Source organism: Anabaena cylindrica UHCC 0172 (genome assembly GCF_034931625.1).
Classification (GTDB): domain Bacteria; phylum Cyanobacteriota; class Cyanobacteriia; order Cyanobacteriales; family Nostocaceae; genus Anabaena; species Anabaena cylindrica_A.
The window spans coordinates 24281-41642 of record NZ_JAYGGY010000094.1 but is presented as its reverse complement, the minus strand read 5'-3'; the positions used below and the strand labels follow the sequence as shown (position 1 = coordinate 41642).

Sequence of the window (17362 nt, the reverse complement as noted above, 5' to 3'; positions counted from 1 at the left end):
TTTGGAATCGACTTATAATTTATCATTTACCTGATTCCTCATCACATCACTAAAATAACGCCGATATAATTGGCAACGCGGCTCTACTTCGTTGCCAGCAAACTTCACCAAACCCATACTCTGTAACTGATAAGCTGATATCGTTTCTAATCTCGCTGGCTCAGTAGAAGAAATCACTGCTTGAAATGCTGCCATTAATTTTGTTTCCTGTTGCAAACTCAACCAATATTCCCTTAAATGATGACGATAGATACCTGCATCTGTTATGGCTTCTGCTAACAACTGATCAAGGGTAACATTGGGATAACTTTTGATATGAGAAAATGCCTGTTCCAACAGATAAGGATGACCACCTACTAATTGCATTAAAGGGTCTATTAAGAATTCGTCTCCAGCTAATCCATATTGTCGAGCAAATTCCTGTACCTGCTCTCTTGTTAATTCTGGCAGTTCAATGGGCAATCCCACGTTAAAAGGAGATTGATTAATATTCAGGCGGATATAAACATCGGTAGAATGTGCGATCGCTAATCGCAACTTTTTCCAATTGACACGGCTTCTGGCTTTCTCATACCAAGAGCGCAACAACCCAAAAAAGTCTTCGTAAACTTCAGGATAGGGGAAAAGTGCATCCACATCGTCTAAGTAGAGAACGAGAGGATTGTCATTAGCAGCCAAGAGGTACTCTTCTAAATAAGTTGTGCAACTTACCTTCGCACCCATGCCTTCTTCATCCCAACATTCATCTAACTGATTAGGTAGCTTGAGTTCTCGGCTAAGATTGAGGCAGAACCAGCGTAAAAATTTATTTAGATTGGTGAGATGAGTTTTTCGATCCGCCATCTTTAAACTTAAACTAACTGTACGATAGCCCTGCCTTGTCACTTTAGCCAATACCCGTTCCATGAGTGAGGTTTTACCCATTAACTTAGGTGCTTTAATCCGAATCAGGGAACCTGGTTGCAACAGAGTTTCATGGCAAAGAAATTCAATTGAAGATCGCTCCACATACAATTCAGAAGGCGGAAAATCTTGTTTAACTTGATAGGTCGGAGATGGTAATTCTTTTAGTCTACTATTGTGATGTTTACCGTTAGTAGCCATTAATTCGGGTTTTGATAAAAAAGATTCAGATGCAAATTGTTTATTCCAACATTGCTTTTCCCAATGTCGTTTTAATGCTTCTTTAAAATTACTTTTTCTGACTTTTTCGCCTAAGGCATCTGTGAGCAGTTTCCAAAGCTTGGGAGCAATATCTTGACTAATATAACTGGTTGCATACTGGTTTTTGGCTGCAATTTGATCATATTCTTCTCGTTCCCAAGCTCCTTTAATGACAATTATTTCAACATCAGTTAAGTTTCTATAAAATGTTTTTAAAACAGCTTGATTAGCGATTTTTATGGCATCATCTAAATTAAAATTCATAACAATATGGCGTAAAAGCTTTTATTTATGCATATTTATTCGATTAAATTTTATCCTGATCCAATACTTGTCGGTTAAGCTCAAAAAAATGAAATTACATAGGTTGGGTTGTTTGCGTTAGCGTTGCATATTCGCAAAGCTTGCTGCAAGCATACACATAGTGTGCCAGAGTCATAACCCAACATTTACAAGCATTTGTTGGGTTGAGGAACGAAACCTCACCTCACCTACAAAAATTCTTAACCCAATATTGTATCCTGATCCGACTTGCAGAGAGATTTCTCCAAACAAGGTTGAGTTTGTATTAGACCTCTTGTCAAGTTAGATTATTTATTACTACGCCCTTGCTCTTAGAGAATATCATGATATGACGAATATTTAGGTGAATTACCTATACTGACTTGGAGTACCAAGTTCAATATCAGCTTCTGTACTCACAGGCAAATGCCGCAGCGTAATAGTTAAATAAAGTAAATTTTGTCTATACTAAGCAAGATGTCAATAAATCTTATTGATAATATTTTTGTGAATAGCTTGAATTTTTGGACAGCGAATATTTCCACCCTACTACTCATTGAATAAATGGGGTGAGTGACGCTTCAAAAAGCGACTAATGTATTCACAAACTAAATCAAGTTTAATTTAATTTAATTTAAAAAGCTTTGTACTAAAACAAAAGCTACTATAAATGCTGAAAAGCAACCTATTTAAATCAAAAACCTATCATATATTTTGTAAAATCCAACTATTATCAAAAACAACTTCATAAATCCGGTTATGGATTTTTAGATAACTCTCTTCTTTAACTAATAACCCTGATAATATCAATTCTCGCTCAATTGGACTATCCGCTGCTTTCACCTTTCCATGTTCTAAAACTTGTCGATAGAGTTCTAGCATTGAAGTAGCTGGTTGTTCACCTTTGAGGATGCGATCGCGAATCGTCCTTAAATGCTCTGGTTCGTCTTGAGCTTCCCAATCGTCTATAATACTAGTGCGGATTAAATTCTCAACCCAGGCTTTTTCACTTTTTTCAGATATAGAAGATGAGGAATTGCGAACCATCTGGCAAATCTTTTGGGTTAAAAAAGGCTGGCCGTTAGTCCAGAACAATACTTCTCTAAGTACCGCTTGCGGGTTGCTAACCTTGTCTGAAAACCCATGTAGTAGAGGTTGAGCTTCGTGTAATTGGAAGCCTTGCAGTTGAATAGCCTGACCAATATTAAAAGGCGTTCGGCGATAATCTGTAATTAAATCACTAGGTGTAGCAACTCCCAATAAAACAAAGCACAATCGCTTATACTCTGGATTAATACCTCGCTGATTATAGCAAGAGCGAACTAAAGTAAAGAAGTCATTGACTGAAAATTCCAAACCTAAAATACAATCAATTTCATCTAAAAAGATAACTATTTTTGGTGCAGGAGTACCATCTGATAATTTAACTTCATTTAACAAAACTTCTTCAAAAAATCTACTCAATCTCTGCACAGGAGAAAGTTCGATATTTTCTTGCCACCAAGCTTTTAAATTCACCTTTCCGAACAGGTCAAAACCCTGCCATAACTCTACAGCTAATCCTTTGTACCATTGATCTGGGGTAATGTTTTCACTACCAATTCGAGTCATATCAATAGCAGCACAGCAAAAACCTTCTTGTTGTAAATAGTGCATCATCCGCACCATCAAACTTGATTTACCCATTTGTCGGGTATTGAGAATATAACAAAATTCTCCACTTCTTAATGCTTTATAGAGATAACGATCAGCAGAACGCACTACATAAGTAGGAGCATCAATTGGCAAACTACCGCCAACTTGATAATTATAACTTGAAGCTTCTTCGTCACTTTTTAATAGGGCATTTTCAAATTCTAATTTAGCTTGAGTAGCTTTGAGAATATCTAGAGTTTGTGATAGTTCTTGAGTACGTTCTTCTACTTTTTGCTCTAAGGTTGTGTAGAGGCGAGAATTTTCAATTGAGATAGCAGCTTGACTAGAAAGAATATTTAAAACTTCAACTCGCTCTGGTGTAAATGCTCCCGTTGTGAGATTATTTTCTAAATATAAAATACCGCTCAATTTCCTTTGATTGAGTAAGGGAGTGCAGAGAATTGATTTCGGTAGAGTAGCGATAATATAAGAATCACGGGTAAATTGTCCCTCATTAGCGGCATCATTGAGAACTACATTTTCCTGGGTGCGAGCGACATAATTGATGATAGCAGATGAGAGTAACGGGTCATGGGTGGAGGCATCTGGTGAGTCTACTGGGATAGATTGTAGTATGTTAACGTCATCAGAATCTATTGATCCCACAGCTTCAATCACCCAGTTATCATCAGAATCTAGAAGCAAAAAACCTTTTTGAGCGCCTGCATTCTCAATCACAATTTTCATTAATTTTGCCAACAAATTACCCAGAACGATTTCCCCTGCTAGGACTTGAGATGCTTTAATAACTGTTGTTAAATCGAGGAATGTTCCATCATTACCACTAGTAGAAATAGTGGGACTGAGGCTTTTAGCCTTGCCTTTGTTTGTAGTTCCTATAAAATATTGTGGATATTCATGTTCTAATTGTTTGACTTTGGCTTTAGCTCCCCAATGTGTATAACAATGGTGGGCATTTCTCAGATATAACTGACCAATTTCTTCCCTACCTAGTTGCAGATAAAATTCTGCTGCTCGTTCATAAGCTAAAGCTTCTTCATGGATAAATTCATATTTCTTAGCACCTTGAATAGCTTTTTCATATAATTCTTCTGCTTGCCAATTTTGTCCTAAAACTCTTGCTTTTTCAGCAGCAACTAAATCATATTTATTTTGATAATTGACTAAGGCATTTTCTGCCCATTTTTTCATTTGCTTTTGATTTAATGAGACTTTTTTGAGAAACTGTTCACGCTGATTATTATCACTATTTTGAGCTAAAGCTAACATAGTTAAAGATTGATAAAAATTGTGTTGAGCGGTTAACTGACTTCCCACACCACAATTTTTGTATTTTTCACATAAATTACTTTTTTCCAAAGCTGAAGCATAATCTTTTAAGAAATACAAGTACATATATTTAAAAAATATTCCAAAAAATACTAAAACATAGGCACTATTTTCTATATAAAAATTGACTTCATTATCATCATTGTCTATATATGTATTTACAATTATTTTATTGGCTTCAGTTTTGATTAAATTTGAGCAAAATTTTCCACAAAAATCTAAAAGCTCATATCCATATTTATCATTATACTTAGCAAATAAATCTATATATTTATTAACTTCTTGTTCAATATATGGCAAAGTTTTGCCAGTAAAAAACAATAGATTATAACAATAGCTTGCAGATGCATAGCTACTATATACTATCTCTCCATATTCAATTCCAATTTGAATAGCCTCAACTAATGATTCGAGTTCTTTATTGGCATCATCCTTCCAGTGCTTAATAAAACTGTGAAAGGAGTGTAAAATTATTGATCTCAATCCTTGGACATTAAATTTATCCAATATCTGCAAAGATAATTGACCAAATCTATAGCCAGAATCAACATCTCCCAATATTCCCGATAAATAAGAACCATAATAAACATAAGCAATAGAAGCTAGAGCAGAATTTCCATATTCAATACAGATATGGTTCATGCTCAGAATTACGAAATAATATAATTGTGGATTAGTTGAAAATGCAGGAGATATAATAGTTGATAGAATATTTATAGTTGCAAGTTGATATGAGTCAGTCATTGGTGGTAGGTTAACTAAATCTTCAACCTCATTTTTTTTCAGGAGATATTTGATCTGAAGATGTTTAGTTAAAATTATCTGCCTGCTTGGTTGTTTGGGTAAGACTAACCCCAATAAATTGAGAATTTCCAGTCCGGTATCTATTGCTAACTCCAACTGAAGTTGCGCTCTATATGACTGGATTCTTAACTCATACACTTTGACTTTATCGAGGGTTATTCTAGCGTTCTGCAAAACAAAATCAGCCAATTTTTCAGCTTGCTCAAATTTGCTATTTAAGTAGAGAAATTCCAATATTTCGATATGAATTTCTAGCGTCAATTCATAGAAACTCTCCCAGCTATTTACTGCTAATAATTCTAGACCAGATTCTAAATATCTCAAAGCAGGTTCATAGGCTGTTGATGCTTTTGCTTTTTTAGCTGCTTGCAAATTTAATTTAGCTAATTCATCTTTTTCGGATTGTACTGTAATTAATTTAGATCCTTTATTTAGTTGGTTGACAATTTCAAAAATATTTTTTTCCAATTCATCTACTTGAATATTTTTTAGCATCAGCCTACCTACTTGCAGATGAACTGCCTGTTTTTCCTCTTCTGGAATCAAAATATATGCTGCTTGTTGAACTCGGTCATGCAAAAATTTGTATTGTATAGAATTGGAAACCTGGAGAAGAAAATCATCAGATATTTCAGAATTATTAATATATATTTCTTCCTGACTCGAAAGCATGGGAATTTTGTATTCTGCGCTGAGAGATAGGATTAATCCTTCCCTAATTGCTATCTGTAGTATATGTGCTGTAGCTGTTGGAGACTTACCAGTAACGACAGAGAGAATATCTAAATTAAATTGATTGCCAATACAGGCGGCTAATTTAAGAACATTCTGAGTGTCATGATTCAGGTTCTCAATTTTTTTCACCATTAAGTCAACTACATTATCAGTAATTCCTACTTTTTTAATGTAATCAATTTCCCAATACCAACATTTTTTATTATTGTCAAATAATAAAAATTTTTCTCTATAAAGAGATTGGAGTAATTGATTTAAAAAGAAAGGATTGCCATTAGTTTTACTGGTGATTAATTCTGCTAGAGGTTGTGATTTTTCGGTTGTGCATCTGAGAGTTTCAGAAAGTAATTGTTTTACATAGTTTATTGCTAATGGTTTAAGAATAATGTGAGTTATCGTTGTTTTTACCTGATTAATTTTTTCTAATGTGAACATTAAAGGATGAGTAGGACTGACTTCATTATCTCGATAAGCCCCAATGATCAATAAATATTGACTTTCAGTATCCTTCATTAATAATTCAATTAGATTCAGAGACGGTAAATCTGCCCACTGTAAATCATCGAGAAAAATAACTAGAGGGTGTTCTTTTTTTCTGAAAACTCCAATAAATCTTTGGAAAAATAATTTAAATCTGTTTTGAGCCTCAGCAGATCCTAGTGGTTCAACAGATGACTGTTTACCAATAATATTTTCAAGTTCAGGAATGACATCAATGATGATTTGACCATTGCTTCCCAAAGCTTCTAAAATTTTTTCTTTCCAGGTTTTTAGTGTTGTTTCAGGTTCACTTAAGAGTTGACGTATTAGGTTTTGAAAAGCCTGAGTGATTGCTGCGTAGGGAATATCCCTCTGCAACTGGTCAAATTTGCCACTAATAAAGTATCCCCTTTCGCGTGTAATAGGTTTGTAAATTTCATTGACTAAAGCAGATTTACCGATGCCTGAATAACCATAAACCAAAATCATCTCTGTATGACCTTGAGTCACTCTTTCAAAAGTAGTTAATAGTTGAGTTATTTCCTGTTCTCGACCGTAGAGTTTCTGAGGAATATAAAACTTATCAATAATATCCTGACTCGCTAAAGGGAACTGAGAAATTTGTCCCAAAGTCTTCAATTGTTGAAGACAGCTTTCTAAATCAGCTTTAATTCCCCAAGCACTTTGATACCTTTCTTCTGGGGTTTTAGCTAATAATTTTATGACTATATTTGATACTGTTAAAGGAAGAGAGGAAATTAGTTCATCAGGTCTTTTGGGATTTTGAGCGAGATGACAATGTACTAGTTCTACTGGGTCATTCGTTTCAAAGGGGAGTTGATAGGTCAACATTTCATATAAGGTTACACCAAGAGAATAAAAATCACTGCGGTAATCTATCCCCCGATTCATTCTACCGCTTTGTTCTGGGGCAATATACGCTAATGTTCCTTCTAATTTATTAATATTAAAGATTGTCTGATTTTCTTGAGATAGACGGCTAGAAATTCCAAAGTCAATTATTTTCAGTTGTTTGGTTTCAGGATTATAGACAATATTGGCAGGGTTAATATCTTTGTGAATAATATTAGCATTATGAATATCTCCTAAACTCTCAGTAATTTTAATAGCAATTGTCAGAGATTCTTCTAAGCTCAATTGGTGCTTGGACATTAACAATTTTAAAGATTGTCCACCAAAATCTTCTAAAAGTATGACTAAACTATTTTTATATCTTTGTAGATTATATGCTTTAATAACTCCCTGAACATTTAGGGAATGAATAATTTCATATTCTTGCTTATATCTGAACAGTTCATCAGCATCAGGATAGTCATCTTTGAGAATTTTGAGAATAACAGGTTGATGATCTGGTTGGATGGTAGCTTTATAGACTAATGAGTTATCACTTTCATAAATTTTGACTAAAATTTCGTATTCAGTATTAGAACTCATAATTAATTGGCTGATATGTAGATAAAGTTAATAAAATGTAGATTAGCTCTCTTCTATGAGTCTAGGTAATGTAAAATCTAAAACCTTTATTGGATAAATTTTTTATTGCTTTATTACTAACAAGTTATTTCAAAATATTTTATTAGTAATAAAATGTTGAAATTCTTAGTTTAGTAATGTATTTAGAAATTAGGAAATTAATTTTTGATTCCCAGTTTCACCGAAGAGGGATATGAGGCTTATAAAGTAGTATATCTTTTAGCTAATGTCGTCGCTTTTTCAGAAATTATCAAGTTAAGAGTAAAGATAAATACAGCTTAATTCATGATTCTATTCCGTAAAAGCGAACAGAATTATCCCAAAGGATTTTTTTCACAACTTCTGTAGATAGCTGTTCCTCTAATGCCACTGCTTTTTTAACAACATCGGGATCATAATCCAAATGGGGATAGTCAGAACCAAAAATTAAGTTATCTTCACCAATGCAAGAAATAACTTGAGAAATATTAGGTTCAGAAGGTTCTATTTCAATAAAACACTGGCGACGAAAATATTCAGAAGGTTTCATTTTCACATTATCTTTAACCTCCCAGTACAGTTCTTCGTACTCTTGATCTAACCGCCATAACCAATAGGGTAGCCAACCACAACCAGACTCTAGAAAAGCTACCCTGAGTTTGGGATGTCGCTCTAATACTCCACCTTCAATTAATGCTAAGAGTGCCATCATTTGTTCCATAGGATGCGAACAGGCGTGGATAGAAAAATGGGTATCAAACCGATCTGCTCCAGTTGTTGGTAAGCGGCTATGAGCTAAGGTATGCAGACCAATGGCTATTCCTAAGTTCTCGCACTCTGTCCAAAATGGTTCGTAGGCTGGGTTACTCAGTATTCGTCCTTTAACTGGGTTAGGTAGTAAACATACAGCTTTCCAACCAAACTTCGCTATCCGCTTTAACTCGGACACCATATCATCAGGATGATGAAGATTAATTACTCCTACTCCTCTAAGTATTTGTGGATTATAGCTACAAAAATCGTGCAGCCAATTATTATAAGCCAGAACAAATTCCTGTACAAGTCTGGGTTTCATCGTATCAATTGCCAAAAGCCATAATCCATAACTTGGGTAAATGAATGATAAATCAATACCCATTTTCTGCATTGCTCTGATTTGAGACTCTGAATCAAAGTTATTAGCTAAAGATACTTTTCTACTAACTCGATTAGGAATTTTATGATAAATATTCTCACCTTTAATTTTTAAGTCCGGTGAAGGTGCAAATTCTTGAAAGGCTGGATTTAGATATTGTTTCCAGATGTCAACTGGTTCAATAGTATGGGCATCTGCATCAAGAATTTTATATCCATTTAGCATAGAAAAACTCTGTTATATTTATGTATTTTACTTTACTATTCATACCTTAATACACAATTAAAATTAAAAACTACTTACTCAAAAGCAGGTAATTAATTTGGTGGCGTAAATTGTCAAGATTGATTTTAGCTTTAAAATAACTGAAGGAGTGACAATTTAGACTTAACAAGTTGACAGTATTAGAATTTTAAACAAATGACTACAGTTCATTGTATTGAGCTTGTTGATAATTTTATTAATTAACTCAGACATTGATCTGTACTATTGAATGTTTTTCTAAATAAAGCTTGCATTGTCTAGTTTTGTTATTATTTTTATCACTCCGTCAGCATGATTTAACTATGTTTTGAGCTTAGAAAGTAGCGGGAATATATGGAGCAGTAGGAGTAATATGTTCATCATCATGATCATCAACCCATGCCTGAATTTGCTCATCTTTGAGGTTAAAATCTGAGGGACGTGGAGGATATGCTACTACTAAATTCAAACTACCACTGGTTGTTTCTTGTAACTTGCCAACAAAGTCATTCCACACAACCACAATATTCACTTTTCCTATAGTTTCGGAGATAGCCACACCGTTCTCTTCAAAAAGTTGGTTTATCTGCTCAGAATTTCCATGTAGTAATACTTGTCTAATCTCTTCTCCTCCGGGAAGCCATGATTTGGCAATTATCTGAGACATTTTTTTATTTAATTTCTGTAACTCAGTTATGCTGGTTTCAGAGTTATATTGTACTGCGTTAGATTTTGCTGTACCTAATAATAAGTTACTGGCTTCTAGCAGTCGCTCATGTATGCGATCGTGTAATACACTCAACATAAATTGTTCTCCCGATTCATCAAAAATACTGAACTTTATGTACTCTATCATGCCTTAAGACTTCAAACAAGTGATACTGAAAACAAAATTAAAAATTATTATTTATTTAAGTAGGGTTTGTTGAAAAGTTAATTCTAGCCTTTTTACAAATTCCTATTTTGAGGTAAATGGGTGTAAATAATAATTGCAGATTGTTATTGCGAGGAATAAGAAAATATTAGTCCTGCAATAACATCTTAATGTTGATTTTTACCTACTTATCCCCAATTTTTCTAAGTAGAAGTTAGAGGCAGATAGGGATATGGAGGCGTGACATAATTTACATCTATTGAATATTTTCCATCTTCTGTTTTGGAATAAAATGGAAAATCTTCTCCTTCATCGTCAGCTTCAGCCCATTTTTTAATATGTTCGGGAGGGAGGTTGATTTCGGAAGGTATAGGAGGATAAGGAATAATAGCTTGGAAAGCAGTAGAAGAACCTCCTGGAGTTATACGCAATTCTTTGATCTTGCCTTCATAGCCATGCCACTCTACTACTATTCCATACCTATTCACTATTTCACCTGTACTTAAAATGGGTTGAGAAATTTGGTGATAGTATGTTTTGTCACTTTTTTTAATCTCTCGATATGCCTGTCCTGCCATTAAAAGACTTAAAGCAATTCCCTGCCACGCGTTACTATTGGGCAAAATCATAAATTTTGGTTCTGCACTAGCTTTATCTATATCCTTTAGTGGATAATAGATATCAACATTTTCTGGGTCAATATCGGATGGTAAACTGCTTTGATCAGCAAGGAAAATCTCTCTAGCTATGAGTGCATTTAACATTTCAGCATCAATTTCATCCCATTTACCATACACAAAATTATTCCAAACATTTGTTTTTCTTGCCTCTATATAAGAGTACCATGTTGTAGCAATTAGCTGGGATATTTTGCGGCTTTGAAGTAGATTCCGGGTTGATTCATAAAAATTGTTGATCTCCCCAATGCGTTGATTTTGTGAAGAATTGCTTGGGAATACCGCATCCACAAAACCTTCTGCTAAAACTACTCCAGGTGAGGGTAAATAAGAGCCTATACTATTACCAATATCCTCCGGGCTTTCACAATAGGGTTTGAGCCTTTCTTGAGTTGCTGGATCAATTAAATATTGGTCGAATTCTCCCTTGGGTTTAGCTACTATTGTAGTTTTTATATATTTCCCTTCTGTTCTCTTTTCAGAGGGGGTAACTGAGAGGATTTGATAATATGTTTGAGGACTATACCACTGTCCTGAACCCATTTTATCTTGTTTGATTAATGGAGTCTTGGAGGCTAATTCTTTTTGATTTATGATCATAGTGCATCCTTAATTTAATGTTCAATGTTCAAGCCAAACTGTAAAAACGACTGGGATTATCCCAAACAATCTTTTGTACCATTTCTTGAGATAACTGTGTCTCAAGCTCTATAACTGTGTTCACGATGTTTTGTTTATGATCCATGTGAGGGTAATCAGAGCCGAAGATTAAGTTATCAGAACCGATATATTCAATAATTTGAGGTAAATAAGGTTCGGACGGTTCGATACCTACAAAGCACTGACGATGGAAGTACTCTGATGGCTTCATTTTGACATGATCTTTGACCTCCCAATGTAAATTATCATACTCTTCGTCCATGCGCCAGAGCCAATAGGGAAGCCAACCACAACCAGACTCTAGAAAGCCCACTTTTAAGAGGGGGTGACGTTCTAATACTCCTCCTTCAATCAATGCCAACAAGGCCATCATCTGTTCCATTGGGTGGGAACAAGCGTGGAGGGCAAAACGAGTATTAAACCGATCTGCGCCTGTGGTTGGTAAGCGGCTATGGGTTCCTTCATGTATTGCTACTGCAATGTCTAACTCTTCGCAGGCTGTCCAAAATGGCTCATAAGTGCGATCGCTCAAAATTCGACCTTTGACCGGATTAGGACGTAAAACAACAGCCCTCCAGCCAAAATCGGCTATGCGATGTAATTCTGATACCATTTGCTCTGGGGCATGAAGATTTATAGCTCCTACCCCTTTTAATCTATCTGGAGCATAGCTACAAAATTCTTCATATAACCACGTATTGTAAGCATGGGTAAAAGCTCCTACTACTTCAGCGGGCATAGTATCGATGGCAAAGAGCCACAATCCATAAGTTGGATAAATAAACGCTATATCAACTCCCATTTGCACCATTGCTTGGACGTGAGATTCTGGATTATAGCGATGCAGATAAGCATGGGGATGAGCCTGCATCATCTCCTGATTGCCCATTTCTCGCATTTGTGGGGATATCTTTTCCACAATTTCTTCCCCTTTAATTTTCATGTCTGGAGAAGGTGCAAAATCCTTAAATTCCGGGGCTAGGTACTTAGACCATATCTGCGGAGGCTCAATCACATGGGAATCAGCATCAATAATTTTATATCCGTTCTGCATAAAACTAGGGAAATTACATACAACTATCAGTATAAATTATCTTGTGTAAAATTTGAAGCAAACATCATTCATCTGACTAGGGACTTCCAAGAAATCAATGTATCCAATCCTGTGGGATGAGCTTCTAGCCTCTCTGGGTTTAAGGGCTGGCAAGATGCCTATTCCACAAAAATTAATTGAATATTTTTTATTTGGAAGTCCCCTACCTGTCTAACCTCTCTACGGCATACTACGTAAAGATGATAGCCAAAATTTAGTATAAATATAAGTAAGTGGAAAGAATTAATTACATAGGATCTGAATATGCAATCTTTGAATGATAAAGAATTGACAAAAAAATCAATATGTAATTAATTCTATCCTAGTACTAGTACAGCAATCCTAAATGAAATGTGAACAAACTTTAGGAATAGTTTCCATTAGTTAATTCAGAAGTCAAATCCGGACTTGCTATAGTATCTTTGGTTTTTCATCTCAAGAGTTGAGTTAAATTCAGGAATATTACAGATTAGTGAAATTCAGTTAAATTCAGTTAAATTCAGGTATGGCAGATTAATGAGGTACAGAATCAAAATTGAAACCTAGACCCCAAGCCAGTTTTACTCCTGACTCCTGCTGTAAATTACATCCACATCGGATAGGGGTTTAATTGGTCTTCTGTTAAAGACTGTTTCAACCAACCCATTGTAATAGGAATTTCATAAAGTCGTCCTGTGCCTAAGCGTTTCCACATATGTCTCATTCCTGGCACAATTACCTTAGCTACTCTCAGACCAATATCGGCACGAGTTTGATCTAGAACTAGCATTTCCAGACCATTTTTTTCCACGATTTGTTGACAAAGCCTAATATCTTCTAGAAGATCATCACTGGCTAGTTGGGGATAATCTGCAAAAATTTTCGGGAGACTCTGATGATCTGGAAGCAAATAAGGTTGATTTGCTACAGTTGCAGATTTCCACCATTCTATTGCCAGGGGATCTGCTGATGGGGGATATTGGGTAGTGCCATCTGCTTGAGACGATAAAACATTAGGTAGTATTTGGTTAACTTCAGTTAAAGCTCGACTAATGGCAATCTGAGGGTCAAAATGGGTTCCATACCCTAAGATAATATCTTCTACTTCTTGATCTGTGCGGCGGCTAATAGCAGCGAAAGCAGGAATATTGAGATCACTAGTAATATCTAAAACCCAAATTTCTCTGTTGATAGCTTGATAATATTTCTTTAGTTCTTGGAAATAAGGCTGATCGAAACTATCTAAATCTACTTGAGGTTTTTGGAGACGGTTATACCACCACAACGCTACACTATCACGTTCAACTAATTCCATAAATCCTTGGAGAATAGCTTCTTCGAGTGTATTACCTGCCGCACATCCATTGGAATCTGACCAACAGTCAGGTTTATGGGATTGGGAATAACCATAATAGCAATAAGCTGTTGGTAAATATTTGAATTCTTGGTTAGTTAAAGACCAAACTGGTGTCCAATCAATTTCTTTTTCTGTATCAAAGGGTTCAGGAACTTTTTGAAACCAACCTTTATTTTTAGTATTCAATTGTTCCCGATGCTGATATTGCTGTTCACTGAAATTCATGCAGATATTGGGATGAATAGCTTTGTTTCCCATTTGTTGGTAACTGCCTTTGTGTCTGATTTCATCTCCCTGAAATACTCCAGAATACCTTTCAATAGCTTCACAAAAACCGCTTACCCTGGCTTGAATGTCAGTTCTACCTTTTCCTGCACTTCTACCTCCAATATTTTGGCGTAAGCTGTCTACATCATCAAAGACGCTGAGAAAATGATGCTTTGCTATATATGTATGGTTTAACACATGACCTGGTATCTTTTGCAGTTCTCGAACAACCCCTGTAATAGGACTAATATGATGTTGATATTTTCTGAAAGTTTCTTGTGGTGAACAATAACGATGTCCTCCATCTTTAGTAAAGTTTTTCTGACGGTGTCCTAAAATAATGGGTAGGGGTTGGTTGTTTTGTTCATTGGCTATTTCTCCACAATCAGAACATTGAGGACGCTTAACGAAGATATGTTTTTGAGTTTGGAGAGTAAGGGTATCGTAGGTTAATAAAGTCCCTTCTAATTGTTGATTTCCGCCTTGGATTATCCACTTAAAAACTTCTGTTGCTGCCATTCCTAATGCTGTTTGCACTGTAGAAGCTAGGAATCCTAGTGGAGGAGATAAGGAAATTTGTTTATGTTTTTGGATAAAGTTTGCAACTGGTCTATTATCCCTTAATCTCTGGGCTAGACATTCCCAACATCCGGTTGTGTGGTGATTAAATATAGGACCTATCCAGAGGGTTGTTCCTAAGGGATTGACTAGCATCCAGGGTGATTGAGAATTTAAGGCTTGTTGATTAAATTCTGTTAGTTGAGGGTGTAGGTAGTCATCAGTCAAGACTACTGTGAAATCTCCAGCATCAGCTACTTGAATATGCAGAGATTTCAAGATGGTTATCAAGTCTTCGCTAGGCAAAGAACCAAAGGTTTTGACTGCTATTTTCGCTGATTGTAGTCGTTGAGCAGCGACTATGGGAGTAATATTGAGATGATGACAGAAGATGGCTAAGTGAGAGGGGAGTGAGTCATCTTGTTCTACCAAATAGCCGTTTTGTTCCATTTGGAATAGGGCGTATTGGGTTTTAATACTGATATTGAGAATACTTTGAAAAAAGTCGTTAGTTTCTTGAGTAGGTTTCTGTTCTGGCAGTAGTTCTAGTTGAATGATATCAAGAATTTCATCAACGCTATAATCGTGTTCTTGTAGTAAAGAAGCTATGCGATAGGAAAGGCGATCGCTCAAACAGACTGTCTCTCTGTCGGATAAGAGAAATACTTGGTCTGGTTCTACGGTTTCAACGGAGTAACAATCTTTGAAATGAGGTTTGTTGATCATTGTTTGTATTTGTATTAATTAAAGTGTAAGTTATTTGGTTCACTAAAATTGAACTGTACAGGACGGGTTAAATAACTATAAAATGTAGAGGTTTTAATTGGTATCTACATCTATGACTTCAGTCTGATTCTGTGCGATGAATAAGACGAAGAATATCAATAGTGTTAAGTCAGATGCAATATAATCGAGGGCGGGGAAACCCCACCCCTACAGGTTTTGTGATTTACTGACTGTATATCAGGGACTAGCTCTCTAAGATATTGGGATCTGTTTCTAGAGTATGGGCTGCTGTTTGCATAAGTTCAATATCTGCCGGCAACCAATAACGAAGTGCTTGACAATGGTGTGCGGCTAATAGACCCCATAAACCTTTTGGTGTCACAATCGGTACTACTAGGTTAGAACGAACTTGGATGCTGCGAAGAAAATCTCGGTGACAAGTTTCGATAGGTTCTGTTTCTATATTAGCGATCGCTCTTACTCTTCCTCCTAAGTACAAAGCAGCATACTCATTGGTAAAACAATCATCTGCTCCAGTTGAACCCAAAATCGAGAATTCATCAGCACTTAAAGATTCAAATGTTACCTGTCCTTGCCATTGCTCATAAAAGTAATACAAAACTACACGATCAACCTGGAGTGATTCTCTAAGTTGATTCATGGTTTGTCGGACTAACTCATCCCGCTGCATTTTGTTGACAAGGCGCTTGAGCAATCTTCGCAAACCCTGTTCAATATGCCGATTTGGGATATATTCAAATTCTGAGTGAGAATGAATTTGCACAGGTTTAAAATAACGACTGAGTAAATTGCTTTGGTTTCATATAATAACTGATTAGACCGATAAGAGACTTGCAACTAAAAAAATATCCCGTCGTTGTGACGGCAGAGGGGCAGGGGGCAGGGAGCAGGGGGAAGAAAAGTCGCTTTGATTTGGTGAAATTGGATAGCGTATCCTACGGAAAGCAAGCTACGCGGAGCGTCCCGGAGGGAACTGGCGCTGCTGCAAGCAGTACATCTTTTTTGTGGAGTTCTCTAAGCAGAGGATTTTAATGTCTCTTCCCTGCACCCAAATACAATTCTCCTACTTTGGGATCGTGTAACAATTCTAATCCTGGCCCAGTAATAGCATCCCGTCCCGATTCTAATACACAACCACGATCTGCCATTTCTAAAGCTTTACGAGCATTTTGTTCTACTAAGACGATGGCTGTACCTGATTGGTTGATTTGTTTAATCTGCTCAAATACTTGCGTTACTAAGATGGGAGATAAAGCCGCAGAAGGTTCATCTAACAACAGTAAACTGGGTTCTAACATTAAAGCTTTTCCCATTGCTAACATCTGCCTTTCCCCACCGGAGAGAGTTCCTGCACGTTGACGACGGCGATCGCTCAATCTTGGGAACATGGTAAATATTTTATCCTTCAAAGGTTTCAGGGGAATATTCCGTACAAACGCCCCCATTTCTAGATTTTCTTCAATCGTCAAGGAAGGGAAAACGTTGGCTATTTGAGGAACGTAGCACATCCCCCGTTGCACGATTTGATTGGATTTCAAACCAGTAATATTTTCTCCTTTGAAGGTAATTGTGCCTGTATGGGGTGTCAAAAGTCCAAAAATTGTTTTGGCTAAAGTGGATTTACCAGCACCGTTGGGACCAATTACTGTGACTAATTCTCCTGCTTCAACGCGGAAATTTATACCTTGCAAGATATCTACATCTTTAATATATCCAGCATGGACATTTTCAACTTCTAATAAATAATTAATTGTCATAAATTATAAGGAGGCAGGAGGCAGGAGGCAGGAGGCAGGAGGCAGGAGGCAGGAGGCAGGAGGCAGAAGGCAGAAGGCAGAAGGCAGGAGGC

9 protein-coding genes are annotated in these 17362 nt (G+C 36.2%); all 9 read right to left on the bottom strand.

What is annotated here, in order from left to right; all coding sequences use genetic code 11:
• Nucleotides 1-12: 12 nt before the first annotated feature.
• The 9 genes from VB713_RS20990 to VB713_RS20950 all read right to left on the bottom strand — a co-directional run bounded on the left by VB713_RS20990 (nucleotide 13) and on the right by VB713_RS20950 (nucleotide 17270).
• Nucleotides 13-1428: an AAA-like domain-containing protein gene (locus tag VB713_RS20990; protein ID WP_323313445.1), complete on the bottom strand. Its 1416-nt coding sequence runs from the start codon at nucleotides 1426-1428 to the stop codon at nucleotides 13-15.
• 723 nt (nucleotides 1429-2151) lie between these two features.
• On the bottom strand, nucleotides 2152-7905 hold the full coding sequence (locus tag VB713_RS20985) for an AAA family ATPase (RefSeq protein ID WP_323313444.1): 5754 nt from the start codon (nucleotides 7903-7905) through the stop codon (nucleotides 2152-2154).
• Nucleotides 7906-8227: 322 nt separating this feature from the next.
• On the bottom strand, nucleotides 8228-9283 hold the full coding sequence (locus VB713_RS20980) for an amidohydrolase family protein (RefSeq protein WP_323313443.1): 1056 nt from the start codon (nucleotides 9281-9283) through the stop codon (nucleotides 8228-8230).
• Nucleotides 9284-9635: 352 nt separating this feature from the next.
• A complete protein-coding gene (locus VB713_RS20975; RefSeq protein ID WP_323313442.1) occupies nucleotides 9636-10106 on the bottom strand; it encodes a hypothetical protein in 471 nt (156 codons plus the stop codon).
• Nucleotides 10107-10378: 272 nt separating this feature from the next.
• Entirely contained in the window at nucleotides 10379-11452 is a 1074-nt protein-coding gene (locus tag VB713_RS20970) for a hypothetical protein (RefSeq protein ID WP_323313441.1), read from the bottom strand.
• Between the two features lie 28 nt (nucleotides 11453-11480).
• Complete coding sequence (locus VB713_RS20965; RefSeq protein ID WP_323313440.1) at nucleotides 11481-12566, bottom strand: amidohydrolase family protein; 1086 nt, start codon at nucleotides 12564-12566, stop codon at nucleotides 11481-11483.
• Between the two features lie 622 nt (nucleotides 12567-13188).
• A complete protein-coding gene (locus VB713_RS20960) occupies nucleotides 13189-15492 on the bottom strand; it encodes a TOMM precursor leader peptide-binding protein (RefSeq protein WP_323313439.1) in 2304 nt (767 codons plus the stop codon).
• 244 nt (nucleotides 15493-15736) lie between these two features.
• Nucleotides 15737-16276 (bottom strand): GAF domain-containing protein, encoded by a 540-nt coding sequence (locus VB713_RS20955; protein ID WP_323313438.1) that lies wholly within the window; start codon nucleotides 16274-16276, stop codon nucleotides 15737-15739.
• Nucleotides 16277-16541: 265 nt separating this feature from the next.
• Complete coding sequence (locus tag VB713_RS20950; protein ID WP_323313437.1) at nucleotides 16542-17270, bottom strand: ABC transporter ATP-binding protein; 729 nt, start codon at nucleotides 17268-17270, stop codon at nucleotides 16542-16544.
• Between the last annotated feature and the right edge of the window lie 92 nt (nucleotides 17271-17362).